The sequence below is a fragment of the Lolliginicoccus suaedae genome (genome assembly GCF_008312885.1).
Classification (GTDB): domain Bacteria; phylum Actinomycetota; class Actinomycetes; order Mycobacteriales; family Mycobacteriaceae; genus Lolliginicoccus; species Lolliginicoccus suaedae.
On the sequence record NZ_VSSO01000004.1, the window covers coordinates 361,915 to 388,568 of the forward strand.

Sequence of the window (26,654 nt, forward strand, 5' to 3'; positions counted from 1 at the left end):
TACCACCCTATCCGACGGGCCGTACGCCAACGGTGATGGCGCTAACAGTTCAGGTGCGAGCTAGTCAGTCGCGCAACGATTCCAGGTGACGTCGGGCCGCGGCGGGCACGCCTTCCGGGTCCAGGGGCTCCACGCTCGCGACGTAGCTGCCCTTGTGGTTGATCGCGTAGAACTCTGCCCCGTTGGCCCAGACGATCGTATCGACCGTGAATGGCAACTCGTCGCCGTCGCTGTCAACGGCGATGATGTTGTCGACTTTCCTGGCGTCGGGCTCGACCACGATGTAGGCCTTGTGCTCGCGCGCGAGAGGGTTGAAGCGATCCAGGTTCTCATTCAGACCGATGCTGAGGTACAGCCCCACTGCCACGACAGCGATGCTCGCGACAACCGCAGCAAGGCCGATGGCTAGCTTCCGTGTTGCTGGTTTCATGGGTTCTCCTACGCTGCGGATGCTGTTTCGCTGATCGAATGGGTGTCGTCGCAGGCTGCGGTGACTGTCGGATCGTGGGTGGCGATGACGACGGTGGCTCCTGCGTTGGCGAATCCCCGGAGCATGTCGATGACCATCTGCCCATTGCTCGGGTCGAGGGCGCCGGTTGGTTCATCGGCGAGGATGACCGGCGGGTTCTTCACCAGGAGCCGCGCGAGCGCGACGCGTTGCTGCTCGCCGCCGGAGAGGCTGAAAGCCGGGGCCTTGCCGCGCCCGTCGAGCCCGACGGTGGCGAGCGCATCGTTGATCGCGGCCTTGGTAGCGGGCTTGACGAGGAGCGACGGAATCGCGAGCCGGACGTTGTTGTAGGCGGAATCATTGTCGACCAGTGCGTAGTCCTGGAAGAGATAGCCCACGGTGTCGCGGCGGTAGATCCTGCGCCGACGAGCGCCGAAAGTGGTGATGTCCGAGCCGTCGATGGTGATCGACCCGGCGTCGGGCTTGTCGATGAGTCCGATGCAGTTGAGCAGGGTTGATTTTCCCGAGCCCGACTTGCCTGTGATCGCCAGCATCTTGCCGGACGGGATGGTCAGGTCCAGGTCGCGCCAGAGGTGGTGCTTCCCATAGGACTTCGACAAGCCCGAGATGGTGATGTCCATGTTCTTCTCCTACTTCTGGATCTCCGAGGTGCCGAGGCGATGCTCGCGCTGGCGGACCGCTAGTGCCGCCGTCAGTGGCGCGATCAGCGCCAGCAGGGTGACGAGCGTGATGGTCAGCGGGGTGACAGGGGTGAGGTAGTGCGCGAGCACAGGGCTCGAGGCAAGCACTGGGTCGGCCAGGATCTCCTGGTTCTGCGACCAGGACCGGTAGAGAAGCGCGTACGGCAGCGCGAACAGCAGTGCCTCCCCCGTCCATAGCCAGCCGCGCGAAAGCAGCGGCGACCAGCCCGAGACGAACTGCACCCGCAGCCGCTGGGCATTGCGCAGCTCATAGACGATCACCGACACCACCGCGAGAATGAGCAGCAGTGCTACCGCGACCACGGCGTTGAACTGGAACTTGCGCACCTCGGATACCCATGAGGCCTGCATGGCCTGCCACGCATCGTAGGCACGATTGAACTGCAGCACGCCGTACGAGCGCGGGTCATCCCGCAGCTCCGCCACCGCTTGCGGGGTGAGCAGGATCGAGCCGTTGCTGGCCGCCGCACCAAGATTGGAGAAAGTGTCGGTGGGCGCAGCATCAGCGCGGATCACGACGATCGGTTCGTCGAACAGCACTCGGCCGCCCAATATGTCCGGATAGAACATCTCATAGTCATCGGCGAGAACGGTGCGAGGCGGCGGCGCGCCCTCCGGAGCGCCGTAATCCGCGGCGGCGGCCTCAATGATTGCCTGGAGGTGCCGCTCCCCCGCGAAACGTGGTGGCACAACAATCGTGGTGTTTGCTGTTCCCACGGCTGGCAGGTCACCGATCAGATCGGCCCCCTCCAGATAGGTCCGCGCGGCAGCAGAGTTCAGCCGGAACAGATTATCAACACCCGCGCTCGCGAGAGTGGAATCAAAATTGCGGCTCGCGTAGCGGACCTGCCCGGATGCTTCCATCTCGTGCAGGGCTTCACCGAGATCCACATACATCTGGTCAAGATCATCATGGATATCCGCTCCGAGCTGCCCCGGCCGGATCACTGAATCCTCGCTGTAGGGCTGCCAGGCGGCGTCCTCCCGCGTGAACTCCTCGTAGTGCTGGTACCCCGCCACCGCCCCGGTAATGATCGACACCCCCACCACGACGGCCGCGACACGCACCGCGTAGACCGCCGGGACCAGCAACACCTGGCGCACCCGGCCCTTGATCCCCTCCACCAGCGGAGCCGAGCACACGCCCAGCACAGCGATCCAATGCACCAGCAGCCACACCACCAGCAGCACGAGCAACCCTCGGGACAGCCAATGCCAGAAGCTACCAATCTCGGCGAACTGGTTGTAGGCATACAGCGCGGCAAAACCCATGCCCAGGGTGGCCGCGAGCGGCACCGCCCCGTGCCGTGCGGTCATGACCAGATCGCGCAGGTACAGCCCACCGACCGAGGCTCCGTTGAGACGGCTGATGGCGTACCGCTTCGACGACAGCACCACGCCAGCGGAGATCAGCACGATCGTGGTCAGCACTGCCAGCGCGATCAGGGTCATATGCGCCGGGGTCCGCAGACTCTCTCCGATACCGTTCGCCTGCCACGCGCGCGCGGGCACGCCATGATCGGACAACGCCTGAACCAGCGCCGCGTTGATGCCTTCCGGACCTAGCACGTAGTAGGCACCGGCGATCTCGGCACGCATCCGTGGCGCGAGCGGAAGCGTCTCGAGCTCCTCGCCGCCAGTGAACTCCCGATATCCGGTGGCGAGGACATCGCCGCCACGCCCGGCGTCAAGCACATACAGGTTCATGCGCGAGTTGTCGACGAGATCGTAGTCGCTGGCGACGACCAGGGCGTTCTCCCGGTCAGCGATCCCGGCGACCGCAGCGATGGCCCCCTCAATGTCGGCATTTGCCGCCGGCTGGGAAGCGTTGACACCCGAGCGCGTATTCCCGATTGCGGCATCCAGGCGCACCGCGAACAGGAACGCCACGACCATCGCGAGCGCGGCAGCGCTGCACAGGCCCAGCACGAACATCCGATAGGGTCGACCCACAATCATCCTTGTCTGCCAGGGGCGCGCCCAGTGCCTGGGCGCGCCCCGTTGCCACAGTTCCTGGCCTTAGCAGCTCAGCAGAACTTGTAGTAGCCCTCCTGAAGCACTTCAGGATCCTGGACTTGAGATGCGTACGACGTATCGCCAGGCGCTACGCAGCCCGACCAAATTTTGAAACCAGTCTCCGTATTAACCACGCTGCTACCATGATTGACATCCGGGTGCCAGTAATTGGACCACACACTAGATGTGCTGTAGCCGACATACCATTTTCCGCCATCGACGTACATGATGGCCGCATTTGCCGTACCTGCTGACGCAACAGCGATCAGCCCCGCCGTGATTGCCGCCTTCGCGAGTTTCATGGCTTCCTCCTGCATTCCGCTCGACCTTCGAGCAAGCTCAGCATTTCAGCCGACGACCAAGCTGGCAACGCGACTATCAGCAGGATCATCTGCCCGAAATGGCATGTCAGCGCCACTTTCGAGCGCGCCTTCGGATGGCCACCAGCGATCGGCGCACGCTCCGGCCCCGAGGATGGCACCAAAGTGACAAATCGACGTGACTAGGATTACCGAGTAGCTTTTACCACGACAATGGTGTTTCATTTTCTGTCCATTGCAATTCACATGCAAGACATCTATGCGTGCTGAAACATGCATAGTGGCTCGAGCAGGTCCGGGAACAAGCTGTGTGCACTAATGCGACGCGATCAGATATTGGTTCCCAGTGCGCTCGGCTGGCCCGAATCTGCGAATGAAAGTCAACAGATGTCCGGTTTCAGGGCGCAATCTGTTGACTTTCGCTCGCAGATTCTCGGCCGCGGTCGCCCACGCAACAGCCCCCGCGACCGTGCGCGCTCACAAGGCGGGGGCGCGGTGCCAGCTGGACGTGCTGGCGGTCCCGGGGGCTGGGTTGCTGCTGTGGATTCGCTCGCCGCTCGCGCGACAGGGCGGTCCCTGGCGCGGCTGCTAGCGGGCAGCCACCTCACGTGTCCTATAGCCAATCAACTCTGGACCACCTCCTCTCTCGTGTACTTCCTTGTTTACTCCCGGCACTGGGGGGTCGGCAAGTGTTTTTTCGAGGGGCTGTGGGTCATGTCCAGCCCCCGCCCGCCGCCGCCCGATCGTTACGCCCCGCGTCACCGCCACTCACGAGTTAACGGCGTGAGCTTTTTCGTTTCATCTGTTGACACATGATGGATCTATGTCAAACTCAAGGTGTGATGTGCTGCACACCGCGGTGCGCACGGAGAGGATCACCATGAGCGTCACCCATCCCACTCCCGCCGACCTGGGCATTACCTGGCGGGATCGCAAGCGCTACTTGTTCATCATCAGCGCGCTGCTGCCGCTGCTCATCTTTGTCGCCTGGGGCCTGGTCGAGCTGACCGGCTGGGAGGTCTTCTGGTTCATCGGCCCCATCGTGTTCCACGTCCTGATGCCGCTGGCCGACACCTGGGTGCGCAAGGATCCCGAGAATCCCCCGCCGGAGCTGGTGGGGTGGCTGGAGAACGATCGCTACTACCGGGCAATCATCTACATGCTGATCCCGCTGCAGTACACGGCGACGTTCCTGGCCGCATGGATCGTCACGCAGCAGGACATCTCCTGGGTGGGCTACCTCGGCCTGAGCTGGTCGGTGGGCTACCTCACCGCGCTGGCTATCAACGCTGCCCATGAGCTCGGCCACAAGAAGGAAACCGTCAACCGCTGGATCGCCCGGATCGCTCTGGCGCCGTGCTGCTACGGGCACTTCTACGTCGAGCACAACCGGGGACATCACGTTCGCGTCGCTACGCCCGAGGATCCCGCCTCGTCGCGGGTCGGGGAGTCCTTCTGGACGTTCCTGCCCCGCACAGCCATCGGTGGCATTCGCTCCGCCTGGAACCTGGAGGCTACCCGGCTGCGCCGCCGTGGCGATCGGGTGCTGAGCGTGCACAACGACGTGCTCAACGCCTGGGCGATGAGCGTCGTGCTCTGGGGCGCCATGATCGCGCTGCTGGGGCCTGCCCTCATCCCGTTCATCGTGATCTCGGCAGGGGTGAGCATCCTGATATTCGAGTCGGTGAACTATCTCGAGCACTATGGCCTGCTGCGGCAGAAAACCGCGTCGGGCCGCTACGAGCGCTGCGCGCCGCGCCACAGCTGGAACTCGTGCGCCATGCCGAGCAACCTGATGCTGCTGCAACTGCAGCGTCACTCGGACCACCACGCGAATCCCACCCGGGAGTACCAGGCACTGCAGCACATGGAGGACGCGCCACAGCTGCCAAGCGGCTACGGCACCGTCATGACGCTCGCGCTGTTCCCGCCGCTGTGGCGCCACGTCATGGACAAGCGCGTGTTCGATTTCTACGGCAACGATCCGTCCCTGATGAACATCCATCCGCCGAAGCGGGAGAAGGTCCTCGCGCGCATCGCGAAGCACAAGGCGCACGCCTGACCACTGGCACGAGCACCACTAGCGGCGCCTGCACCACCTCTGGAGCGGGCACCGCCGCCGTTGAACGCCCCGCCACCCGTGTAGAACAGAGGGGTGCCGAACACGTCCGATGATGCGCCCCGCCCCTACCCGGAGCAGGCGCGCGAGCTCCTGGTCGATGTAGTGCTCGATTCCGCTGATCGGCTGATCCGCGCCGGTGGCTGGGCACGAACCCGCATGGAGGCAATCGCGCAGGCCTCGGGCGTGAGCAAGCCGACGCTGTACCGGGTGTTCGGCACCCGCGAGCAGCTCGCGAGCGCCTACCTGGACCGGGAGGTCGATCGGCTCACCGGCGTCATCCGCGGGGCGCTCCCCGGTCCCGCCCACCGCACGGATGATCCCGTGGGCACCGTTCGCGGGATGCTGGTGCTGGTGCTCGAGGCGCTGTCGGACAATCCGATCGTCAAGGCGATCCTGACCGAGGATTCCTCGGCCGCGAGCCTGCTTCCGTTGCTGACCGTCCACGGGGACCGGTTGCTCGAGCGAGCCGCCGCGCGCATGGTGGAGCTCTCCTCGGAGTGGCTACCCGAGATCGCGGAGCCCGACCGGCGCGTGCTCGCCGATACGATCATCCGCCTGCTGCTCAGCTACAGCGTGCTGCCGGGGCGCAGCATCGAGGACACTGCCGACACCATCATTGCCCTGGTGCGCCCGTTCCTCGAGCAGGCCCTAGCCAGCTAGCCCAGCCGCACCCACTGATCCGGCTCGACGGTCGGCGCGAGGTGGCTGGCAACGATGACGGTGCGTCGCGCATCGATCAACCCACTGCCACGGTCGAGCAGCGCATCGAGCAGTCGGACGGCGCTTACGGCGTCGAGGTGCTCGGTGGGCTCGTCGAGCAGCAGGATCGGTGCGGGCGAGAGCACGGCGCGGGCGAGAATGAGCCGCCTGCGCTGCCCGCCGGAGAGTGCTTCCTCCCCGCCTTCGAGGATGGTGCCGAGGCCGTCGGGGAGGGTGGCGAGCCACTCTCCGAGCCCGACTGCTTCGCAGGCCGCGAGGAGGTCCGCATCGGTGGCGTCGCCGCGGGCGAGGAGGAGGTTGTCGCGCACGGTGGTGGCGAAGATGTGCGCGTCCTCGGCGAGGAACAATGCGCCGTCGCGCACGTCAGCACCAGGCGTCTCCACGGTGCCAGAGACGGGTGGGATGAGCCCGGCGAGGGTGAGCAGGAGGGTGGTCTTGCCGGTGCCACTCGGCCCGGTGACGAGGATCCGGCTACCGGTGGGCCAGGTGGCGTCGAGGGGCGGGGCGAGCGAGGTGGACCAGCCGTGCTGGAGGCCACGCAGCTCAAGGCCGCCATCCACCACACCCGAGACAGCCGCGCCACGGGAAACTGCCGGGGCGCTCGAGAAAGCCTCGCCCGTTCCGGCATCGTCGAGCAGTCCGAGCAGCCGGTGGGAGGCGTTGCGGGCACGCAGGGCATGGATCGCGGCGTCGGGCAGGGCGCTGGTGGCCTCGAACGCGGCGAGCGGCAGCAGCACGAGGATGCCGAGCGAGGTCAGGGCAATCTCACCGTTGCCGTAGAGCTCGAGGCCGATGAGCAGCGAGCCGATGACGCTCGCGGCGATAGCGAGCGGTGTCGCGGCGCTGGCAAGTGCGGTGGTGGTGGCGCTGCGGTCGATGCTCGCGTCGGTGCGGCGCAACGCGTCGGCGGCGCGGTCGAGGGCGGGCCGGAGCTGCCCGGTGACGCGCAGCTCGGCGGCGTGGTCGAGGACGGTCATGGTGGCGTCGCGGTGCTCGCCGCGATGGGTGTCGGCGGCATGCTCGCGGATGGTGGCGGCGCGCGCGGCGAGGGCGGGGGCCACTGCTCCGGAGAGGAGCAGCGCGAGGGCGAGGATGGCGGCGGCGAGCGGCGAGATGAGGGCGAGCCCGCCGACGGCGATGAGCGCGAGGAGCAGTGCCACGGCGACGGGAATGAGGACGCGGACGACGGTCTCGCCCAGGGTGTCGATGTCCTCGCCGGTGCGGGCGAGGAGTTGTCCGCGGCGGGCGGCGAGGGCGGCGCGGGGGTTGCCGGTGGCGAGGCGCCGGTAGAGGGTGGTGCGGGCGGCGACGGTGCCGTGCAGGGCGATGTCGTGGGTGGCGAGGCGGTCGAGGTAGCGGAAGACGCCGCGGCTGATGCCTAGGGCGCGGACGGCGACGACGGCAACAGTGAGGTCGAGGACCGGCGGCATCGCGAACGCCCGCATGATGAGCCAGGCGGAGACGGCGGCGAGGGCGAGGGCGGAGCCAAGGGTGATGGTGGCGGCGAGGATCGCGAGGAGGGTGCGGTCTCGGGGGATATCGAGGAGCGCGAGGCCGCGGCGGAGGTCGTACCAGGTGGGTCGCTCGCGTGACGCTGGATACATAGGTGTCCTATTTTTCCCGGCCGCAACATTCGCGTGCCATCGTTTCCCTCCATGACCACTTACGCGACGCCCGGCACCGGCGATCCCGCTGCCGGCTCCACCTCGTTCCTCGGGCATCCCCGGGGCCTGGCCACGGTGTTCACCATCGAGCTGTGGGAACGCTTCTCCTTCTACGGCATGCAGGCCATCCTGCTGTACTACTTGTACTACAGCGTCGCCGACGGCGGGCTGGCCATCAGTTTCGCCGCCGCCACGTCCATCGTCGGTGCCTACGGCGGTTTCGTGTACCTGTCGACGATCCTCGGCGCGTGGGTCGCGGACCGCATCCTCGGTGCCGAGCGCACCCTGTTCCTCAGCGCCCTGCTCATCATGGCCGGGCACATCTCCCTGGCGGTGCTGCCGGGCCTCGTGGGCCTCGCGGTCGGCCTGGTGCTCGTGGCGGTGGGCAGCGGCGGGCTCAAGGCCAACGCATCGGTGATCGTGGGCGAGCTGTACGCGCGCACCGATCCGCGCCGCGATGCTGGTTTCTCGATCTTCTACCTGGGCGTGAACCTCGGCGCGCTGGTCGGTCCGCTGCTCACCGGGCTGACCCAGTCCGCGTGGGGCTTTCATGCGGGCTTCTCCGTCGCGGCGTTCGGCATGGCCATCGGCCTGGCCGTGTACTGGCGCACGCGCGATTGGCTGCCGGTGAGCGCGGCAACGGTGTGCGATCCCGCCCCCGCAGGAAGCGCGCCGCGCATCGTGGCCGCGCTGCTCGGCGCGGTAGCGCTGGTGGCGCTCGCGGGATTCACAGGCATCCTCACGCTGGAGAACCTCTCCACCGCGGTCGTGACGGTCGTGGCAGTCGCGGCGGTCGCGTACTTCGTGGTGATCCTGCGCAGCCCGAAGGTCACCGGCGAGGAGCGCAGCCGGGTGCGCGCGTTCATCCCGTTGTTCCTCGCCAACGTGGCGTTCTGGGCGTTGTTCCAGCAGCAGTTCACGGTGGTCGCGACGTTCGCGGACAAGCGGCTGGACCGCGAGGTGCTGGGGTGGACGTTCCCGGCGGCGTGGGTGCAGTCGATCAATCCGGTGTTCATCGTGCTGCTCGCCGGCGTGTTCGCGTATGCGTGGACGCGGCTGGGCGAGCGGGGCCCGTCCTCGCCGTGGAAGCTCGGCGCGGGCACGGTGCTGATGGGCGTGGCGTTCCTGCTGTTCCTGCCGCTCGCCGGGGGCGGGCCGGGCAGCGCGCCGTTGCTGGCGCTGATCGGCATCCTGCTGGTGTTCACCATCGCGGAGCTGCTCCTCTCCCCCGTCGGGCTGTCGTTGACCACTCGTCTGGCGCCGTCGCGGTTCCGGTCGCAGATGATGGCGCTGTACTTCCTGTCGGTGGCGATGGGCTCCGCGCTGGCGGGCACGCTGGCCCGGTTCTACGACCCCGCGCGCGAGGCCCCCTACTTCCTGTCACTGGGCCTGGTATCGATCGTGGTGGGACTGGTGACGCTGGCGCTTGTGCCGTGGATCCGTCGCGCGTCGGTGGGCGTGCTCTGAGGAGTAGCTCCTGCCGGGCAATCGCCGGTTGATGCGCGCACCTCGATGACGCGGTCGGCGGCGGCGAGCACGCTGGGATCGTGGGCGATGAGGACGACCGTCGCTCCTCCCTGGTGAGCGCGCCGCCGCACCGCATCGAGCACCCGGCGCGCGGCGCGCGCGTCGAGGTGGGCGGTGGGCTCGTCGAGCAGCAGCACCGTGGCCTGCCGCGCGAGCGCCCGGGCGAGGGCGAGCCGCTGGCGCTGCCCCACCGACAGGCCCGTGCCACCGCTGCCCAGCAGGGTGTCGATACCGTTGGGTAGCTCGGCGAGCACGTCGGCGAATCCTGCTTCCTCGATGCCACGCGCGAGCGCCTCGGGCGGCAGCGGGCCAGCGAGCTCGAGGTTGTCGCGGACGGTCCCGGGAACGAGCACGGGGCGCTGCGGCACCCATGCAACGTTGCTCCACCACTGGTCGAGGCCGAGGCGGGAGACAGCAATACCGTTGATCGCCACTGTTCCCTCGTCGGGGCTGGCGAGCCCGAGGACGGCGTGCAGCGCCGTCGACTTGCCGGATCCGTTCGGCCCTGCCAGCACCGTCACCGCACCGGGCTGGAACACTGCATCGAGGTTCGCTGGGGCATGGCCATCCCGTGCTCGCATCGACAGCCCGCGCGCGGTGATGGTGAACGGCGCCGCGACCACCTCGTGCGCCTCCCGGCCAGCGTGATGCTCACGGTCAAGGATGGCGAGGGCGCGCTGGGCGGCCTCGGCCCCGTCCTCGGCGGCATGGAACTGGCTGCCCACCATCCGTAGCGGCAGGTATGCCTCGGCGGCGAGGATCAGCGCGACGAGCGCATCGTCGAGCTCCATGTTCCCGAAGACGAGCCGGAGCCCGACGCTGACGGCGACGAGTGCGACGCACAACGTGGCGAGCGCCTCGAGCACCATCGAGGAGAGGAACGCGATCCGCAGCGATCCCATCGTCGCGGTGCGATGATTCTCGCCGAGCTCCTGCACTAGCTCGGCCTGCCCGGCCTCGCGGCGGTGGGCGCGCAGCGTTGGCAGGCCCGCGATCAGATCAAGCAGCTGTGCTTGCAGCGCGGTCATCGCGCGCAGCTTGTTGCGGGCGCGGTTCCTGGTGAGCAGCCCGATGAGGATCATGAACAGCGGCACCAGCGGCAGGGTCACCGCGATGATGATGGCCGCGGTGAGGTCATGCAGCGCAATGGTGACGAGCACCGCCGGGGGCACCAGCACCGCGAGCACCAGCGTGGGCAGGTAGCCCGAGAGGTACGGAATCAGCCCGTCGAGGCCACGGGTGACCAGCAGCGCGGCCTCGTCGCGCGTTTCCGCGCGCCGCCGCGGCGGGAGTTCCGCGACGGCGTCGAGCACATCGGACTTGAGGCCGGAGACCACTGCGGCGGCGCTGCGCTGCGCGTGGCGGGCCTGTGCCCAGGCTGCCGCGGCCCGGATCGCGGCGATCACGGCGAGCGCGATGAGCTCGGTGGTCCAGGGATCGAGGGCGCGCAGCCCGGGATCGTGGGCGGCCCCGGCGAGGATGCGGGCGAGCAGGATCGCGGTGGCCAGGATCGTCGCGGTGGTGATCGCACCGGTGATCACGGTGAGCACCAGGTAGGGGCGCACCGGCCGGGAGAGCCGCCACAGGCGCGGATCGAAGGGCTTCACCGCGGCCCGCTCACCGAGTGGCCTTGAGCCCGATCGAGTCGGGGATCTGCTCGACGCTGATGCGCTGGCGGAACACCCAGTAGGTCCAGCCCTGGTAGATCATCACCACCGGGGCGAGGAACGCGGCCGCCCAGGTCATCACGGTCAAGGTGTAGGACGATGAGGCCGCGGACTCGACGGTGAGGCTGAACGCGGGGTCGATCGTCGAGGGCATCACGTTGGGGAACAGTGCGGCGAAGAGCATCCCGGTGGCCGACAGCACTGCGAGGAACGTGGCGACGAACGCCCAGCCCTCGCGCTCGCGGGCGGTCAGCACGACTGCCGCGACGAGTCCGGCCGCGGCGAGCGCCACGAACACCAGGGACAGCGACGAGCCGTAGGCGAGCTGCGTCCACACCGCGAAGCCACCGGCGACGACGAGGGTGGCCGGGGCAAGGAGGGCGGCGAGGCGCACCGCGTCGGCCCGGACCTCCCCGCCGGTCTTCAGCGAGATGAACACTGCCCCATGCAGGAGGAACAGCAGCGTGGTGGCGAGCCCACCGAGCAGGGCGTAGGGGGTGAGGATGGCCTCCCACACGCCCACGATCTGCTTGTCCTCGTTGATGGGGGTGCCAGAGAGGATCGTCGCGAACGCCACGCCCCACAGCACCGCCGGGATCCACGAGCCGAGGATGATCCCGGCATCGCAGCGGGCGCGCCAGCGGTCGTCGTCGATCTTGCCGCGGAACTCGATGGCCACCGCGCGGAAGATCAGCGCGAGCAGGATCAGCAGCAGCGGCAGGTAGAAGCCGGAGAACAGGGTCGCGTACCAGTCGGGGAACGCGGCGAACATGGCACCGCCGGCGGTGATGAGCCATACCTCGTTGCCGTCCCACACGGGCCCGATGGTGTTGAGGACGGTGCGGCGGCGCTTGTCGGCGTTCATGCGGCTGTTGCGGCCAAGGACGGGCATGAGCATGCCCACGCCGAAGTCGAAGCCCTCGAGCACGAAGTAGCCGGTGAACAGGAAGGCGATGAGGATGAACCAGAGCGTCGTGAGTTCCATCGTGGCGGTCCGTCCTAGTAGGCGAACGACAGCGGCTTCACGCCGTCGTCCTCGTCGTGGTCGTCTTCGTGGTGGGGGTGGCGGTCATGCTCGAGCGGTCCTTCCACGACGTAGCGCCGCATGAGGGTGAACCAGACGAGCGCGAGCGCCCCGTAGACGGCGGTGAACGTGAGCAGCGAGAACAGCACGAGCGCCGGGGGGTGCCCGGAGACGGCCTGGTCCACGGTGAGGCGGATCTGGTCGACGCCGTTGAGGTTGGGCGCGACGACCCACGGCTGGCGGCCCATCTCGGTGAACACCCAGCCCGCGCTGTTGGCGAGGAACGGGGTGGGGATGGCGATCAGCGAGAGCTTGGCGTACCAGTCCTGGTCGGGGACGCGCCCGCGGCGGGTGGCCCACAGCCCGGCGGCCGCGAGGATGGCGGAGCCGGCGGCGAGGCCGATCATCATGCGGAACGACCAGTAGGTGACGAACAGGTTCGGGCGATAGTTGCCGGGGCCGAAGCGCTCCTCGTACTCGGCCTGCAGCTCGGTGACGCCCGGCAGCTCGGCGCTGAAGTCGTTGGTGGCAAGGAACGAGGTGAGCGCGGGGATGGTGATCCAGTGACGAACGCTCTCGCAATCGTTGTGGTCGCCGACGGTGAGGATGGAGAACGCTGCGGGCTGCTCGGTGTGGCACAGTGCCTCGGCCGAGGCCATCTTCATGGGTTGCTGCTCGAACATCAGCTTGGCCTGGATGTCACCGGTGACGCCGAGGGCGACGCCGGAGGCGATCATTACCAGGAGCGCGACGCGGGTGACGGGCCGCCACATGACGCGGGCCTCCTCGCGAAGCTCCGCGGCCATCTCGGGGCTGGCGTCGCGGGCCTGCTTCATGCGGCGCACCATCCACCAGCCGCCGATGCCGGCGACGAACGTGCCAGCGGTGAGGAATGATCCGGCGATCGTGTGGGGGAACGCGGCGAGGGCGGTGCTGTTGGTGAGCAGCGCCCAGATGCTGGTCAGCTCTGCCCGGCCGTTCTCGGGGTTGATCGTGGCCCCCACCGGGTGCTGCATGAAGGAGTTGGCGACGATGATGAAGTAGGCGGACATGTTTACGCCGATGGCCACGAGCCAGATCGTCGCGAGGTGGACGAGCTTGTGCAGCCGTCCCCAGCCGAAGATCCATAGGCCGAGGAACGTGGATTCGATGAAGAACGCGGCAAGGCCCTCGAGCGCGAGCGGCGCGCCGAAGACGTCACCGATGAAGCGGGAGTACTCGGACCAGTTCATGCCGAACTGGAACTCCTGCACGATGCCAGTGACGACGCCGAGGGCGAAGTTGATGAGGAAGAGCTTGCCGAAGAACTTGGTGAGCCGGTACCAGTGGTCCTTCTTGGTGATGACCCACATGGTCTGCATGAAGGCCACGAGCGGCGCGAGGCCGATGGTCAGCGGCACGAAGATGAAATGGTAGACCGTCGTGATGCCGAACTGCCATCGCGAGATGTCCACGGTGTCGAGGAAGTCGAGGCCGAACACGAGCTTCTCCAAACCGGGGCGGCGCTGCCCCACCGAGCGGCTGTTGTGCTGACGATACGACGCCGCTGGATTCTGCGGCGGGCATTACACGGTCAGCAATCCCCACGGTACTACTACTTTCCGTAGTAAGAACTACTCGATGTAGTAGACCTTGGTCACAGCATCAACAGCCGTCTAGCCTTCCCGCTCGGCCGCCCGAGACCGCTAGTCCCGCTCCACCGCGCGATCCACCAGGCGCGCCACGTCCCCCGCCACCGGCGGCTCGGGCATGCGAAGACCGTTGACGCTCGTGATCCGCGCGCTCAGCGTGACGCTCGACATCATCCACGCGCCATCCGCGTTCAGCAGGTCCACCACCGTGATCGGCTCGACCGCGGTGCCGAAGCCATGCTCCTCCGCGATGTCGAACACTGCCTGCTGCGTCGTGCTCGGCAGGATCCCCAGCGAGGCCGGTGGCGTCACCAGCGTCGTGCCCCGCAGCAGCACCACCGCCGCGCTCGGCCCCTCCAGGATGTAGCCATCGGAGCTGACGAAGATCGCATCCTCCGCGCCGTTGTCCACGGCGTACCGGATCGCCGCCATGTTCATCGCGTACGAGAGCGTCTTCGCGCCGAGCAGCAGCCAGGGCGCGTGCTCCTGCAAGTCGCTGGCATACCCCCGCTCCAGCGTCAGCACGCCCACGCCACCGGCTCGCGCCTTGAGCATCCGCTGGCCCAGCGGACTGATGAGCACATAGCCCGTGGTAGCGCTTCCCGCATGCTCCCGGCCCCGCGAGTACACCAGGCGCAGCGCGCCCTCGCGCCGATCGCCCCACACACGCACCGCCATGCTGATCGCATCACGCCAATCACCCGCATCGACCACCGGCAGCCCGAGCGCCCGCGAGGACCGCGCGAGGCGCGCGAGATGCGCGTCCAGGTTGCACGCCCGGCCATGCCGGACCAGCAGCGTCTCGAACACACCATCACCACGCAGCGCGGCGAGATCATCCGCGTGGAGGAACGGCTCGTCCGCATCGCGCAGCTCGCAATCGAGAGTCACCAGAACCTGCTCAGCCATAGCCATGAAGCGTATTAGCCGCTCGGGCCGTAGGATCGATGACGTGGCCGTAAACGATGCAACAGATCCACAGCGCCCACCGACCCCTGCAGCGGCCCCGGGCTATACAAGTCCGCTACTGGCCCTGCCTGGGGCGATACCCGCCCCCGAGGACTCGCCCGACCACGGCGTGGCCTGGCATTATGGGGATCCCCTGACCGAGCAGCGGCCAGCCCGCGATGGCATCGCCGTCATCGACCGCTCGCACCGGGGAGTGATCACGATCACCGGGCCAGATCGCCTCACCTGGCTCCACTCCCTCGCCAGCCAGGACTTCACCAGCCTCGCCGACGGTGAGACCACCGAATCCCTCCTGCTCGACGTCAATGGACGCATCGAGCACCACTTCATCGCCACCGATCTCGATGGCACCCTGTGGCTCGACACCGAGCGCGAGCGCACGGCCGAGCTGCTCGGCCACCTCACCAAGATGGTGTTCTGGTCCAAGGTCGAAGTCCACGAGGCCGACATGGGCGTGCTCACCCTCCTCGGCCCCGGCGTCGCCAGCATCGACGCGATCCCGGCACCGGACCGCGCCGCAGCACTGCCCGGCGGGGGCATCGCCCGCCCCCTCCCCTGGCCCGTCGAGGGACAGCGCTGGGACCTGATCGTGCCCCGCGAGTCATTGCGATCCTGGTGGACCACGCTCACCACCGGCGGCGCACGGCCGGCGGGCAGCTGGACCTTCGAGGCGCTGCGCGTCCCCGCGATGCGCCCCCGCGTGGGCATCGACACCGACGAGCGCACCATCCCGCACGAGGCCCGCTGGGTCGGCAGCACCGCCGAGCATGGCGCCGTGCACCTCTACAAGGGTTGCTACCGGGGCCAGGAGACCGTCTCGCGCGTGCACAACCTGGGACGCCCGCCCCGGCACCTCGTGCTCCTGCACCTCGATGGCTCCGCCGACGAGCGCCCCGCGACCGGCGACCCGGTGCTCGCGGAGGGGCGCACGGTCGGCCGCATCGGCACCGTCGTGGATCACCACGAGGACGGAGTGCTCGCGCTCGCGCTGCTCAAGCGGTCCGTGCCCGTCGACACGACGCTCCATGCCGGCAAGGACACCATCGCCGCCTCCATAGACCCCGATACCTTCCCCCGCTACGAGGAGGTACAGCCCGGGCGGGCTGCCGTGGACCGGCTGCGTGGCCGATGAGCACCACAGCGCGGTTCGTGCCGCTCGTCGACGTAGTGCGCTCCGGCTTCACCGAATGCACCCACTATGGCGCGCTCATCGCGCTCGGCCCCGACGGGGAGAGCATCCTCGAGCTCGGCGACGCCCGCTCCCCCCTCTTTCCCCGCTCCACCAACAAGCCCCTGCAATCCGTGGGGCTGCTCCGTGCCGGCTACCAGACCGCATCGAGCGAGGAGCTGGCTCTTGCCTCCGCCTCGCACTACGCCGAGCCCCAGCACCTCGCCATCATCGAGCGCATGCTCGATGCGGCCGGCCTGCACGAGGAGCAGCTGGGATGCCCGCCCGACCTGCCCTTGGACGAGCAGGCGCGCGCGAAGATGCTCGTGAACGGACTCGGACCGCGGCGGCTCTGCATGAACTGCTCCGGCAAGCACGCGGCGATGCTCGCTACCTGCCAGCGCAACGACTGGCCGCTCGGCACCTACCTGCAGGCCGATCATCCCTTGCAGGAGGAGATCGCCAGCACGGTCCGCGACCTCACCGGCGCCGCGGATGCACCGCTCGGGATCGACGGCTGCGGCCTGCCCATCATTCCGGTGCCCCTCGACGGGCTCGCCCGTGCTTTCGCCCGGCTCGTCACCGCGCCCAGTGGCAGCCACGAGCATGCCGTGGCCGCAGCGGCCCGCGCGCATCCCGAGCTTCTCTCGGGCACCGGGGCGCCCGATGCGATCATCATGCGGGCGATACCCGGCATGCTATGCAAGTCCGGCGCCGATGGGGTCTTCGCCGGAGCCCTTCCCGATGGCAGATCGTTCGCGTTCAAGATCTCCGACGGTCACGAGCGCGCCCGCCTGCCCCTCGTGCGAGCGGTCCTTGAGCTTCTCGAGGTCGCCCAAGCCGCGGATCTGCCCGACTCCCCCGTCCTTGGCGGAGGTCACACCGTGGGCGAAATCCGCTCCAGGGTTTTACCTGTAGCGCGCTGAACTGGTAGTTTCACCCACTGCTGCGAGGTGACGAACGCATGGCGCAGGATTGTTGACTACGTCGTTGCGGCATAAATTCGCATCTCGCGGTAGAGTGTGTGCCAGGAAGAATCATCAGACACGAACGGGGTCGCCAAATCCCCAGGCCACCCCGACATCGCGCGAGGGGGTCAGCCATGGGCCGCGGCCGGGCAAAGGCGAAGCAGACCAAGGTTGCACGGGCATTGAAGTACAGCTCTCCGAACACCGACTTCGATCAGCTTCAAAAGGAGCTGTCCGGGTCGCCGTCGCAAGGACATCGCGACGGTCGGAACGCTGATGATCCGTACGAGCCGGATTACTCGCGCTGGGTCGACGACGATTATCAGAGCTGGGGCCGCTGAGCAGCCAAGCTTCCCGCAGTTGAAAAATCGTTAAGGTGGGGCACTCGAGAGTGCCCCACCTTTTCATGTCACAACGGTTGCTGGTTGGCGATCGGTTTCTCGCGCTGCTTCTATGGTTTGGCCCGATGATCGCCGGGTATCGCCAGGCGAGCTTCCCCCGCCGGGCATCGCCGCCCGAATCTGCCACCCTTCACGCGCAGCCGCCACGACTAGACCCCAGCGACCACGGTTGCTTCCGTGGCAGGTCCCCCGCAAAGGTGGCCGCTAGCGACCATGGGTGGCAGCTGCGTCCAGGCAGGTAAGCAGGACGAGGGCCGCTGCGCACCGGCAGCAGCGCGCCTCGCCTCGCAACCGGTGGCAGTTCCGCTAGCTAGAACCGCGGGTGGTTGCCGAGAAGCAGGGCGCGGAGGCCGCTGCCGTTCTCGGTGTCGTTCGCGCGGCGCACGGAGCCGATGGTCCAGCAGTCGATGTGGCGTGCGGTGAGCACCGCGAGCGCCCGGTCGACGTCCTCGGGGGCAACGATGGCTACCATGCCGACACCCATGTTGAAGGTGCGCGCCATCTCGCTGGGATCAACCTTGCCGCGCTGCTCGATGAGCCGGAACACCGCTCCCGGGCTCCAGGTGCCCCTGTCGAGGTCGACGACGAGGCCCGCGGGGATGACCCGCGACAGGTTCTCGGCAAGACCGCCACCGGTGACGTGGCAGAAGGTGCGCACATCGGTCTCGGCCGCGAGCGCGAGGCAGTCCTTGGCGTAGATCCGGGTGGGCTCGAGGAGCTCCTCGCCCAGGGTCCGCCCGAATTCCTCGACGTGGGCCTCCAGCGACATGCGGGTGATGTCGAGGAGCACCTTGCGGGCCAGCGAGTAGCCGTTGGAGTGCAGGCCGGAGGATGCCATGGCGATCGCGACATCGCCGGGGCGCACCTTGTCCGGGGTGAGCACCGCGTCCGCCTCGACAACGCCCACGCCAGTGGCGGAGAGATCGTAGTCGGACGCGCCCATCATGCCGGGGTGCTCGGCGGTCTCGCCGCCGAGCAGCGCGCATCCGGCCTGCACGCAGCCCTCGGCGATGCCGGAGACGATCGCGGCGACCTTTTCCGGGATGACCTTGCCGACAGCAATGTAGTCCTGGAGGAACAAAGGCTCGGCACCGCACACGACGAGGTCATCGACGACCATCGCGACGAGGTCGAGGCCCACGGTGTCATGCTTGTCCATCGCCTGCGCGATCGCGAGCTTGGTGCCCACGCCGTCGGTGGACGAGGCGAGCAGGGGTTCCTTGTAGGTGGTGCGCAGCGCGAACAGCCCTGCGAAGCCGCCGAGGCCACCCACGACCTCGGGCCGGGTTGCCTTCCGCGCGAGCGGCTTGAAAAGTTCTACTGCCCGCTCGCCTGCATCAATGTCTACGCCGGCCGCGGCGTAGGATGCTCCGGAATCGTGGGTGTTGTCATCGATCATGGGGTCCGTTAGCTCCGCCCGTGGGATTGTCACACGTTACGGGGCTACGCTACCGGACTCGAGGCCCCGGTTACACCTCGCTGGCAGCGAGGGCCTGCCCCGAGCGACCATCACCCGGCATGGCCGACGCGTGCGCGACCCTGGGCGCGAGTCAGGAGATCGCGGTGTAGTCGACCCCGGTGAGCTCGACGGACCGCTCCCACAGGGCTTCGGCGAGCACGGTGTCGGCTGCCTGGGCGCTGCGGGGGCAGCGCCGCACGGGGCCTCGCACTCCGCCGAACTCGGCCGGACCGAGGTAGTCATCGTTGCGCGCATCAGGCATCGCCGCGGCATACAGGGTGCTGTAGGCGCCCTCCTCGGCCGACTTGGCGGTCAGGGCCACGATCTGGCGCATCATGCGGCGCAGGCCGAGCGTGGGCACGATGGGGTCGAACAGGTCGGTCGCGGCTGCCCCCGGATGCACCGCGATCGAACGCGCGTTCGAGCCCGCCCTATCGAAGCGGCTTGCCAGGGCGCGCGAGAACAGCAGGTTCGCGAGCTTCGACTGCGCGTACGCATTGATGCGGAAGTACCGGCGACGCTGGTAGTCGAGATCATCGACGTCGAGCTTGGCCTGCTGGTGCATCAACGAGGACAGGGTGACGACGCGCGACCCGGACGAGGCGAGCAGCAGCGGCAGCAGGTGCCCGGTGAGCGCGAAGGGGCCGAGGTGATTGATGCCGATCTGCGACTCGAAGCCGTCCTTGGTGGTGCGGTAGGGCACTGCCATCACGCCGGCGTTGTTGATGAGCACGTCTACCGAGCTGGTGTGCTCGGCGATCTCGTCGCTGCACGCGCGGATGGATTCGAGGTCCGCGAGGTCGAGGTGGACGAGGACGGGTTTCGCCGCGGTGGCAGCGGCGCTGATGTCGTCGAGGGCGGCCCGGGCGCGGTCGAGGTTCCGGCAGGCGATGATGACGCTGGCTCCTGCATGGGCAAGGGCGCTGGAGGTCTCCTTGCCGAGCCCGCCGTCGCCGCCAGTGATGACGATGGTCCGGCCGTTGAGATCGGGCAGGTCGGCCGGAGTGAACTCCGCCACGGCCAGGGGCTCGAGGCTATCTCCTGACCGGGATGCCTGTGTCTGGTTTGCAACCATCGTTCCTACTCCCTGTGACGTGCCCCACATCCTTGATCTTAGCCACGAAGGGGGCACCTATGCCAGGGTGATTTGCCGATGACAGGCCAGCGATGCGGGCGCGACCACCCGGATGGAGCGGCGCGAGGGGGCTCTCGGCCCTACTGGACGCCCAGCGAGGGAGACGTGGACGAGGTGGTCCTACCGCCCTTGGCGTCACCCTCCGTGGAGTCGAACATCGCCTCGAGCACGTTCTTGCCGATGCGGCTCTCGTCCGGCAGGGCGATGGGATAGACGCCGTCGAAGCAGGCCCGGCACATGCGCGACGCCGGCTGCTCGGTCGCCGCGGTCATCTCGTCGACAGAGATATAGCCCAGCGAGTCGGCGCCGATGGAGGAGCGTACGGCCTCGAGCATCTCCTCGGTCGAATCAGCGCCATTGGCGATGAGCTCCGCGGGGGAGGCGAAATCGATGCCATAGAAGCAGGGCCACCTGACTGGCGGCGACGCGATACGGACATGGATCTCCAGAGCACCTGCCTCGCGGAGCATCCGGACGAGAGCGCGCTGCGTATTGCCCCGAACGATCGAGTCGTCGACCACCACGAGGCGCTTGCCGCGGATCATGTCGCGCAGGGGGTTGAGCTTGAGCCGGATGCCGAGCTGGCGGATCGTCTGGGAGGGCTGGATGAAGGTGCGGCCCACGTAGGCGTTCTTCATCAGGCCCTGGCCGTACGGGATGCCGGAGCCCTGCGCGTAGCCGACCGCTGCCGGGGTGCCGGACTCGGGAACAGGGATCACCAGATCCGCCTCGGCGGGATGCTCCTTGGCGAGCCGGCGCCCGATCTCCACGCGGGTGGCATGCACGGAGCGGCCCGAGATCACGCTGTCGGGACGGGCGAGGTACACGAACTCGAACACGCATCCCTTGGGCTCCGGCTGGGCGAAGCGCATCGATCGCACGCCATCAGCATCGATCGCGAGCAGCTCGCCGGGCTCGATCTCCCGCACGTACGAGGCACCGACGATGTCGAGCGCGGACGTCTCGCTGGCCACGACCCAGCCACGGTCGAGGCGACCCAGGCAGAGCGGGCGCACGCCATGCGGATCACGCGCGGCATACAGCGTGTTCTCGTCCATGAAGGTGAGGCAGAAAGCGCCCTTCAGCTGGGGGAAAAGCTCCATGGCTGCCTGCTCGACACTGGTGTCGGCGGCGGCGTGGGCGAGCAGCGCACCGACGATGTCGGAATCCGAGGTGGCGGCCTTGCGGCGGCGACCGCCGAGCAGACCTGCCTCGCGCGCCTTGCCAGCGAGCTCCGCGGTGTTGACGAGGTTGCCGTTGTGGCCGAGGGCGATGCCCGTGCCGGCCGAGGTGGTGCGGAAGATCGGTTGCGCGTTCTCCCACGTCGTCGCGCCCGTGGTGGAGTACCGGCAGTGCCCGATCGCGACGTGCCCACGCATGGCGATCAGCGTCTGCTCATCGAACACCTGGCTCACGAGGCCGAGGTCCTTGAACACCAGGACCTGGCGACCGTCCCCGACAGCGATGCCCGCTGCCTCCTGGCCGCGGTGCTGCAGCGCGTACAGGCCGTAGTAGCTGAGCTTGGCCACATCCTCGCCCGGGGCCCAGACACCAAAGACCCCGCATTCCTCGCGTGGCTCCTGCTCCTCCACGTCGAGCGCGGGCTGGTAAACGTCCACATCAGGGTTCGTGGCGGTGTCGAGGCTCGGGTTGATCGTCACAGCGCAGTGCTCCCTTGGCGAGGGGTCGGAACGATTCGAGTCTACGGTCCCCGACCGTGCTCCGCGAACTTCTCACAAGGGCACGATCGGCATCCATCGGGTGATCTCGGTGGCGCGCGAGCCCGACGCCTCCCCCTGCCCGGCCGCGCACAGTTGCTCCAGGGACGACAGGCCAGTCGCTAGCAGCAGCCAGGCGCGCGGCGGAAGCTCGACCACATTGGGCGGGGTCCCGCGGGTGTGGCGCGGGCCGTCGATGCACTGGATCGCCACGTGGGGCGGTACGCGCACCTCCACGCTGTGCCCGGGCGCGCTCTGCTCGAGGGCCTGCGCGCACGCCCGCACAGCGGCCGCTACCAGCGCCTTTGGCGGCACATCGGTGTGGTCCGGATCGCGCAGCCAATCGGCCACCGCGAGCACCGCGGCGCGCACGTCCTCGGGCCGCGCGGAGTTGCCTCGTCCTCGTGCCATGTTCCTGCCCCTTGGGATCGGCTACTGCTTGGCATCCACGATATGGGAGGCGGGTGCCCCTCCGGCGGTCACGGCGGGGCGGCGCGCTGCGGGAGCGACAACACCGCTGGTGACAGATGTCAATGAGGTGAACACCACACCGCCGGGCAGGGCCGAGCGACGCTCTGCTGGCCCCGAGGGCGCGGACCCCCGCGTCACCCGACTGGTCCTTCCTCCCCGATCGGGCTCTGCCGGGGCAGCACGAACCGCGACAGGGTGTCCATGATCGTGTGCGCTTCCTCGGTGTCCGCATCGGTCCAGCCGTCGGGCGCGGCGATCGCGAGCCAGCCGTCGAGGATGAAATCGCCATAGAGGTGCCCATGCCCGTACGGGATGCGTCCCGCGTTGACGAGGTCGGAGGCAACCTGCCAGAACGTGACGATGGGGCGCCACTGCATCGCTGGGGAGACATCGTGCCCGCGGGGCTCGCGCAGCCAGTCGGGCCGCTGGAACAGCAGCTCGGGCGACCACCACACCACGGGGTCGGTGGGGTGCTGGAGGTAGAGCACGCGCGGCTCGAGCCAGGGCGCGGCCTCGAGCTCGTCGGCGGTGGGCAGGTCCTCGGGCTTGTTGGCGAAGCGCACGATCAGTCCGCCCGCGTATGTGGGCTGGATCTGCGGGGTCCCTGGATCACGCCGCTCAGTGATGGCTCCCCAGAGCCGGTTGGCGTTGACCGGCCCCACCCAGAGCGCCCCGGATGCCTTCTCGCGCAGGTCGGCGAGCCCGGCGAAGGCGGCCTCGGAGCCATAGGAGCCGAGGCTCTCGCCGTAGACGTGCAGCTCGGGCCGGTCCTCGGGGGCGCGGCGGGACCATTCCGCATGAACGGCATCGAAGAGCTTCTTGCCTGCTTCCTGCGCGATCTCCCGGTCGACGAGGAAGGACATCGCACTGGGAAGGAACGAGTACTGGATGGTGACGAAGGCCGTGTCGCCCCGGTGGATGAGCTCCAGCGACTGGGTCGCGACCGGATTGATCCAGCCCGTGCCCGTAGTAGTAGCGACAACGAGCACTTCCCGCTCGAACGCGCCGGTGCGCTCGAGCTCAGCAAGGGCAAGCTCGATGCGCTCGTCGATGCTGGGGGCGGTATCGATGCCCACGTACACGCGGATGGGCTCGACCGCGGGCTCGCCGGTGGCCCGCTCGAGCTCGGCGGCCCGCAGCCCGCGCGAGACGATGCGGCGCCCTTGCAGGCCGAGGGTCTCCCAGGCTGCGAACGACGCGGGACTGCCCGAGCGCTCCGGCTCGATGGGCTGGGCGACGTTGTCCTCGATCTCGGCGTTCTGCACGGAGAACACCGAGTTCGCGGCGATGACCATGCCGCGGACGAGCACGCCATCGACGAGGGTGATGATCAGTGCGGAGACGAGGACGATGCCGATCGCGTCGACCAACGGCCGGGGCAGGCGAAGGAGCCTTCGCAGGGCGCGCCCGACGGTACGCACGATGATGCGGAGCAGCCGGACGGTGAGAACGATGCCCAGCGCTATCGCGACGGCAAGCAGCCCGGCACGGACGTGGGAGGTTCCCGAGGGCGGGTCCATATCGATGAGCGCGCGGATCTGGCGCTGCCACTCGGCGGAGGCGATGATGGCAGTGACCATCAGGAACAGCGTCACCACGGTGGTGATTCCCCGCAGCGCCCATCTCGCCCGGCGCGACAGCGGGGGCCATTCCAGGAGTGGCTGCACCACGGAGCGCGCGAACCAGGCGATGACCACTCCGGCGCCATATCCGGCGGCGAGGCTGATGCCGGATACCAGCCCCTGGTAGGTCCACTCCCGGGGCAGCAGGGAGGGGGTCATCGACCAGGCGAAGAAGACCCCGGCGAGCACGAGGCCAACGAGCTCGAGGCGCAGCAGGAGCCAGGCGCGGCGCACGGGCTCGGGGGCTCGTCGCGCGATCTCGTCGATCAGCTCGGTGGGCGCGAGGGGAGGCGATGCGCTGCTCACGCCTCACCTCCCCGTCACGGTCCGCTCGCCCGGGCTGCTGATCGAGCCCGGGGAAATGGCTCAGGCTGGCACTGGCTTCAAGCTGGCACTGGCTCAGGCGATAGCGTGCCCGAACAGCCGTGGCAGGGTGCCACCGCGATGCTCGGCGAGCTCGGCGAGCGTGAACGCGCCCACACCCTGGATCTCGACGTCGTCGGAGCCGTTGACGACGACACCAATGCGCTGCCAGGGCATGCCGCGCATGGTGCACATCGAGGTGAAGCGGGGCTCCTCGGTGCGGGGAACGGCCACGAGCACGCGCCCGGTCGATTCCGAGAACAGCTGCACGAACGGGTCCGCGTCCTCGGGCAGCACGATGCGGCAGCCCGTCTCGGAGGCGAGCGCCATCTCGATCACGGCCTGGGAGAGACCGCCCTCGGACAGATCGTGCGCGCCGTTGATGAGGCCGTCGCGGCTCGAGGCGACCATGATCTCGCCGAGCAGCCGCTCATGCTCGAGGTCCACCTGGGGCGGCACTCCCCCGAGGTGATCATGCGCGACCTGTGCCCACACCGAGCCGTCGAGCTCGTCACGCGTCTCGCCGAGCAGGATGAGCGATTCACCGTCATCGATGCCGAACGATTGCGGGGTGCGGCGGTGCACATCGTCGATCGTGCCGAGCACGCCCACCACGGGCGTGGGCAGGATGGGCTGGCTGCCGGTCTGGTTGTAGAAGCTGACATTGCCGCCGGTGACGGGGATGCCGAGGGTGGCGCAGCCGTCCGCGAGGCCGCGCACGGCCTGCTGGAACTGCCACATGACGCCCGGGTCCTCGGGGGAGCCGAAGTTCAGGCAGTTGGTCACGGCCTTGGGCGTGGCACCGGTGGCGGAGACGTTGCGGTAGGCCTCGGCGAGAGCAAGCTGCGCGCCGCGGTACGGATCGAGCTTGGTGTAGTGGCCGTTGCAGTCGGTGGCCAGCGCGATGCCCCGGCTGGTCTCCTCGTCGATGCGGATCACGCCGGCGTCGGCATGCTCGGCGAGCACCGTGTTGCCACGCACGTAGCGGTCGTACTGCTCGGTGATCCAGGCGCGGCTGCACAGCTGCGGCGAGGAGATCATCGCGATGATCGTCTCGCGCAGCTCCTCGGGCGCGGCGGGGCGAGCCAGTCCCGCGGTGGTGCTCGCGACCAGGGCGTCCTGATCCGCAGGGCGGGCCAGCGGGCGCTCGTACACCGGGCCCTCGTCGGCGAGGCTCTTGGGCGGCGCGTCGACGACGGTCTCGCCATGCCAGGTGATGACCAGGTGCTCGCCATCGGTCACCTCACCGATATCGGTGGCGATGACATCCCACTTGCGGCACACCTCCATGAACGCCTCGACGTTCTCGGGGGTGACCACCGCGCACATGCGCTCCTGGGACTCCGAGGACAGCACCTCCGCAGCGGTCATGTTCGCCGCCCGCAGCGGCACCTTGTCGAGCTCGATGTGCATGCCGCCATCGCCTGCCGCGGCAAGCTCGGAGGTCGCGCAGCTCAGGCCGGCGCCACCAAGATCCTGGATGCCCACGACGAGGCCCTTGTGGTAGAGCTCCAGGGTGCACTCGATGAGGACCTTCTCGGTGAACGGGTCGCCCACCTGCACCGACGGCAGCTTCTTGCGGCCACCGCCGGACTCATCGCCATCGAAGGTCTCCGAGGCGAGCACGGACACACCACCGATGCCGTCGAGGCCGGTGCGGGCGCCGTACAGGATGATCTTGTTGCCCGCTCCCGACGCGAACGCCAGGTGCAGGTCCTCCACGCGCATCACGCCCGCGCACAAGGCGTTGACCAGCGGATTGCCCTGGTAGGAGGAGTCGAAGACGGTCTCGCCACCAATGTTGGGCAGGCCGAGGGAGTTGCCGTATCCACCCACTCCGCGCACCACGCCATCGACGACGCGCCGCGTGTCCGGATGGTCGGCAGCGCCGAAGCGCAGCTGGTCCATCACCGCGATCGGTCGCGCGCCCATCGCCAGGATGTCACGCACGATGCCGCCGACGCCGGTGGCCGCGCCCTGGTAGGGCTCGACGTAGGACGGATGGTTGTGGCTCTCCACCTTGAACGTGACGGCCCAGCCGTCACCGATATCGACCACGCCAGCGTTCTCGCCGATGCCGGCGAGCATCGATGACTTCATCTCCTCGGTGGTGGTCTCCCCGAAGTAGCGCAGATGCACCTTCGAGGACTTGTAGGAGCAGTGCTCGCTCCACATCACCGAGTACATCGCGAGCTCGGCATCGGTGGGGCGACGACCGAGGATCTCACGGATCCGCGCGTACTCATCGTCCTTGAGCCCCAGCTCCCGGTATGGCTGGGGGATGTCCGGGGTCGCCCCGGCGCGGGAGACCGTATCGATACGGGCCTGCTGCGGCTCGGCGGTGACGGAATCGGAGGCAGACTGTGCTGGTGACGACACGGAGGCTGGGGTCCTTTCGACGCGGTGGCCCGCCGTCGCTGAGTCTGGCGGCGTGCCACCGTGGAGTCTACCGCGATCATCGCGGCACGCCGGAATCGCGTGATGAGCTGGAATCCCGGAGCGCAACAGCTCCCGGCGCG

At 68.2% G+C, this 26,654-nt stretch carries 21 protein-coding genes; 6 read left to right on the forward strand and 15 right to left on the reverse strand.

The genetic code is table 11. The features are described from left to right. Positions 1-64: 64 nt before the first annotated feature. The 4 genes from FXO18_RS13480 to FXO18_RS13495 all read right to left on the reverse strand — a co-directional run bounded on the left by FXO18_RS13480 (position 65) and on the right by FXO18_RS13495 (position 3,488). On the reverse strand, positions 65-430 hold the full coding sequence (locus FXO18_RS13480; RefSeq protein ID WP_149361627.1) for a hypothetical protein: 366 nt from the start codon (positions 428-430) through the stop codon (positions 65-67). An 8-nt stretch (positions 431-438) separates the two neighbouring features. Next, a complete protein-coding gene (locus FXO18_RS13485) occupies positions 439-1,089 on the reverse strand; it encodes an ATP-binding cassette domain-containing protein (protein WP_149361628.1) in 651 nt (216 codons plus the stop codon). 9 nt (positions 1,090-1,098) lie between these two features. Next, positions 1,099-3,123 (reverse strand): hypothetical protein, encoded by a 2,025-nt coding sequence (locus tag FXO18_RS13490; protein ID WP_149361629.1) that lies wholly within the window; start codon positions 3,121-3,123, stop codon positions 1,099-1,101. A gap of 74 nt (positions 3,124-3,197) precedes the next feature. Beyond that, positions 3,198-3,488 (reverse strand): lactococcin 972 family bacteriocin, encoded by a 291-nt coding sequence (locus FXO18_RS13495; RefSeq protein ID WP_223114745.1) that lies wholly within the window; start codon positions 3,486-3,488, stop codon positions 3,198-3,200. A gap of 898 nt (positions 3,489-4,386) precedes the next feature. Between FXO18_RS13495 and FXO18_RS13500 the strand changes: the two genes are divergently transcribed. Together FXO18_RS13500 and FXO18_RS13505 are read left to right on the forward strand one after the other, a co-directional pair. Further along, positions 4,387-5,568: an alkane 1-monooxygenase gene (locus FXO18_RS13500; protein ID WP_149361756.1), complete on the forward strand. Its 1,182-nt coding sequence runs from the start codon at positions 4,387-4,389 to the stop codon at positions 5,566-5,568. Positions 5,569-5,661: 93 nt separating this feature from the next. Further along, entirely contained in the window at positions 5,662-6,288 is a 627-nt protein-coding gene (locus FXO18_RS13505; RefSeq protein WP_149361631.1) for a TetR family transcriptional regulator, read from the forward strand. Here the strand turns inward: FXO18_RS13505 and cydC are convergent. Beyond that, the gene (gene cydC, locus FXO18_RS13510) at positions 6,285-7,952 is read right to left on the reverse strand and encodes a thiol reductant ABC exporter subunit CydC (protein ID WP_149361632.1); all 1,668 of its coding nucleotides are present in this window, start codon (positions 7,950-7,952) and stop codon (positions 6,285-6,287) included. The genes FXO18_RS13505 and cydC overlap by 4 nt on opposite strands. Positions 7,953-8,003: 51 nt before the next feature. On the opposite strand from cydC, the gene FXO18_RS13515 reads away from it, so the two are divergent. Then, positions 8,004-9,479 carry a peptide MFS transporter gene (locus tag FXO18_RS13515; protein ID WP_149361633.1) on the forward strand — a complete coding sequence of 492 codons (1,476 nt, stop codon included), beginning with the start codon at positions 8,004-8,006 and terminating at the stop codon, positions 9,477-9,479. Here FXO18_RS13515 and cydD read toward each other — a convergent pair. From cydD to FXO18_RS13535, 4 genes are all read right to left on the reverse strand, one after another. Further along, entirely contained in the window at positions 9,383-11,146 is a 1,764-nt protein-coding gene (cydD, locus tag FXO18_RS13520; protein ID WP_149361634.1) for a thiol reductant ABC exporter subunit CydD, read from the reverse strand. The two genes, FXO18_RS13515 and cydD, sit on opposite strands and share 97 nt — an antisense overlap. Before the next feature lie 10 nt (positions 11,147-11,156). Beyond that, positions 11,157-12,191, reverse strand: coding sequence for a cytochrome d ubiquinol oxidase subunit II (cydB, locus tag FXO18_RS13525; RefSeq protein ID WP_149361635.1), 1,035 nt, complete (start codon positions 12,189-12,191; stop codon positions 11,157-11,159). A gap of 14 nt (positions 12,192-12,205) precedes the next feature. Then, positions 12,206-13,711 carry a cytochrome ubiquinol oxidase subunit I gene (locus tag FXO18_RS13530; RefSeq protein ID WP_149361636.1) on the reverse strand — a complete coding sequence of 502 codons (1,506 nt, stop codon included), beginning with the start codon at positions 13,709-13,711 and terminating at the stop codon, positions 12,206-12,208. A 204-nt stretch (positions 13,712-13,915) separates the two neighbouring features. Then, complete coding sequence (locus FXO18_RS13535; RefSeq protein WP_149361637.1) at positions 13,916-14,770, reverse strand: aminodeoxychorismate lyase; 855 nt, start codon at positions 14,768-14,770, stop codon at positions 13,916-13,918. Positions 14,771-14,813: 43 nt separating this feature from the next. Here FXO18_RS13535 and ygfZ point away from each other — a divergent pair, with 43 nt between their 5' ends. The 3 genes from ygfZ (at position 14,814) to FXO18_RS13550 (ending at position 17,307) form a co-directional block, all read left to right on the forward strand. After that, positions 14,814-15,962 carry a CAF17-like 4Fe-4S cluster assembly/insertion protein YgfZ gene (gene ygfZ / locus FXO18_RS13540; protein ID WP_407936476.1) on the forward strand — a complete coding sequence of 383 codons (1,149 nt, stop codon included), beginning with the start codon at positions 14,814-14,816 and terminating at the stop codon, positions 15,960-15,962. Then, positions 15,959-16,924: an asparaginase gene (locus FXO18_RS13545; RefSeq protein ID WP_149361639.1), complete on the forward strand. Its 966-nt coding sequence runs from the start codon at positions 15,959-15,961 to the stop codon at positions 16,922-16,924. Before ygfZ ends, FXO18_RS13545 begins: the two co-directional genes overlap by 4 nt. A 176-nt stretch (positions 16,925-17,100) precedes the next feature. Next, positions 17,101-17,307: a DUF3073 domain-containing protein gene (locus FXO18_RS13550; RefSeq protein ID WP_149361640.1), complete on the forward strand. Its 207-nt coding sequence runs from the start codon at positions 17,101-17,103 to the stop codon at positions 17,305-17,307. A 370-nt stretch (positions 17,308-17,677) separates the two neighbouring features. Here FXO18_RS13550 and purM read toward each other — a convergent pair whose 3' ends face one another. From purM to purL, 6 genes are all read right to left on the reverse strand, one after another. Continuing rightward, positions 17,678-18,766 (reverse strand): phosphoribosylformylglycinamidine cyclo-ligase, encoded by a 1,089-nt coding sequence (purM, locus tag FXO18_RS13555; protein ID WP_149361641.1) that lies wholly within the window; start codon positions 18,764-18,766, stop codon positions 17,678-17,680. A 151-nt stretch (positions 18,767-18,917) separates the two neighbouring features. Then, entirely contained in the window at positions 18,918-19,901 is a 984-nt protein-coding gene (locus FXO18_RS13560; RefSeq protein WP_149361642.1) for an oxidoreductase, read from the reverse strand. 140 nt (positions 19,902-20,041) lie between these two features. Beyond that, positions 20,042-21,580: an amidophosphoribosyltransferase gene (gene purF / locus FXO18_RS13565; protein ID WP_149361757.1), complete on the reverse strand. Its 1,539-nt coding sequence runs from the start codon at positions 21,578-21,580 to the stop codon at positions 20,042-20,044. Between the two features lie 114 nt (positions 21,581-21,694). Beyond that, on the reverse strand, positions 21,695-22,090 hold the full coding sequence (locus FXO18_RS13570) for a sterol carrier family protein (protein ID WP_149361643.1): 396 nt from the start codon (positions 22,088-22,090) through the stop codon (positions 21,695-21,697). 194 nt (positions 22,091-22,284) lie between these two features. Next, a complete protein-coding gene (locus FXO18_RS13575) occupies positions 22,285-24,078 on the reverse strand; it encodes an alpha/beta hydrolase (RefSeq protein ID WP_235900657.1) in 1,794 nt (597 codons plus the stop codon). A 93-nt stretch (positions 24,079-24,171) separates the two neighbouring features. Further along, a complete protein-coding gene (gene purL / locus FXO18_RS13580; RefSeq protein ID WP_149361644.1) occupies positions 24,172-26,514 on the reverse strand; it encodes a phosphoribosylformylglycinamidine synthase subunit PurL in 2,343 nt (780 codons plus the stop codon). Positions 26,515-26,654: the final 140 nt, after the last annotated feature.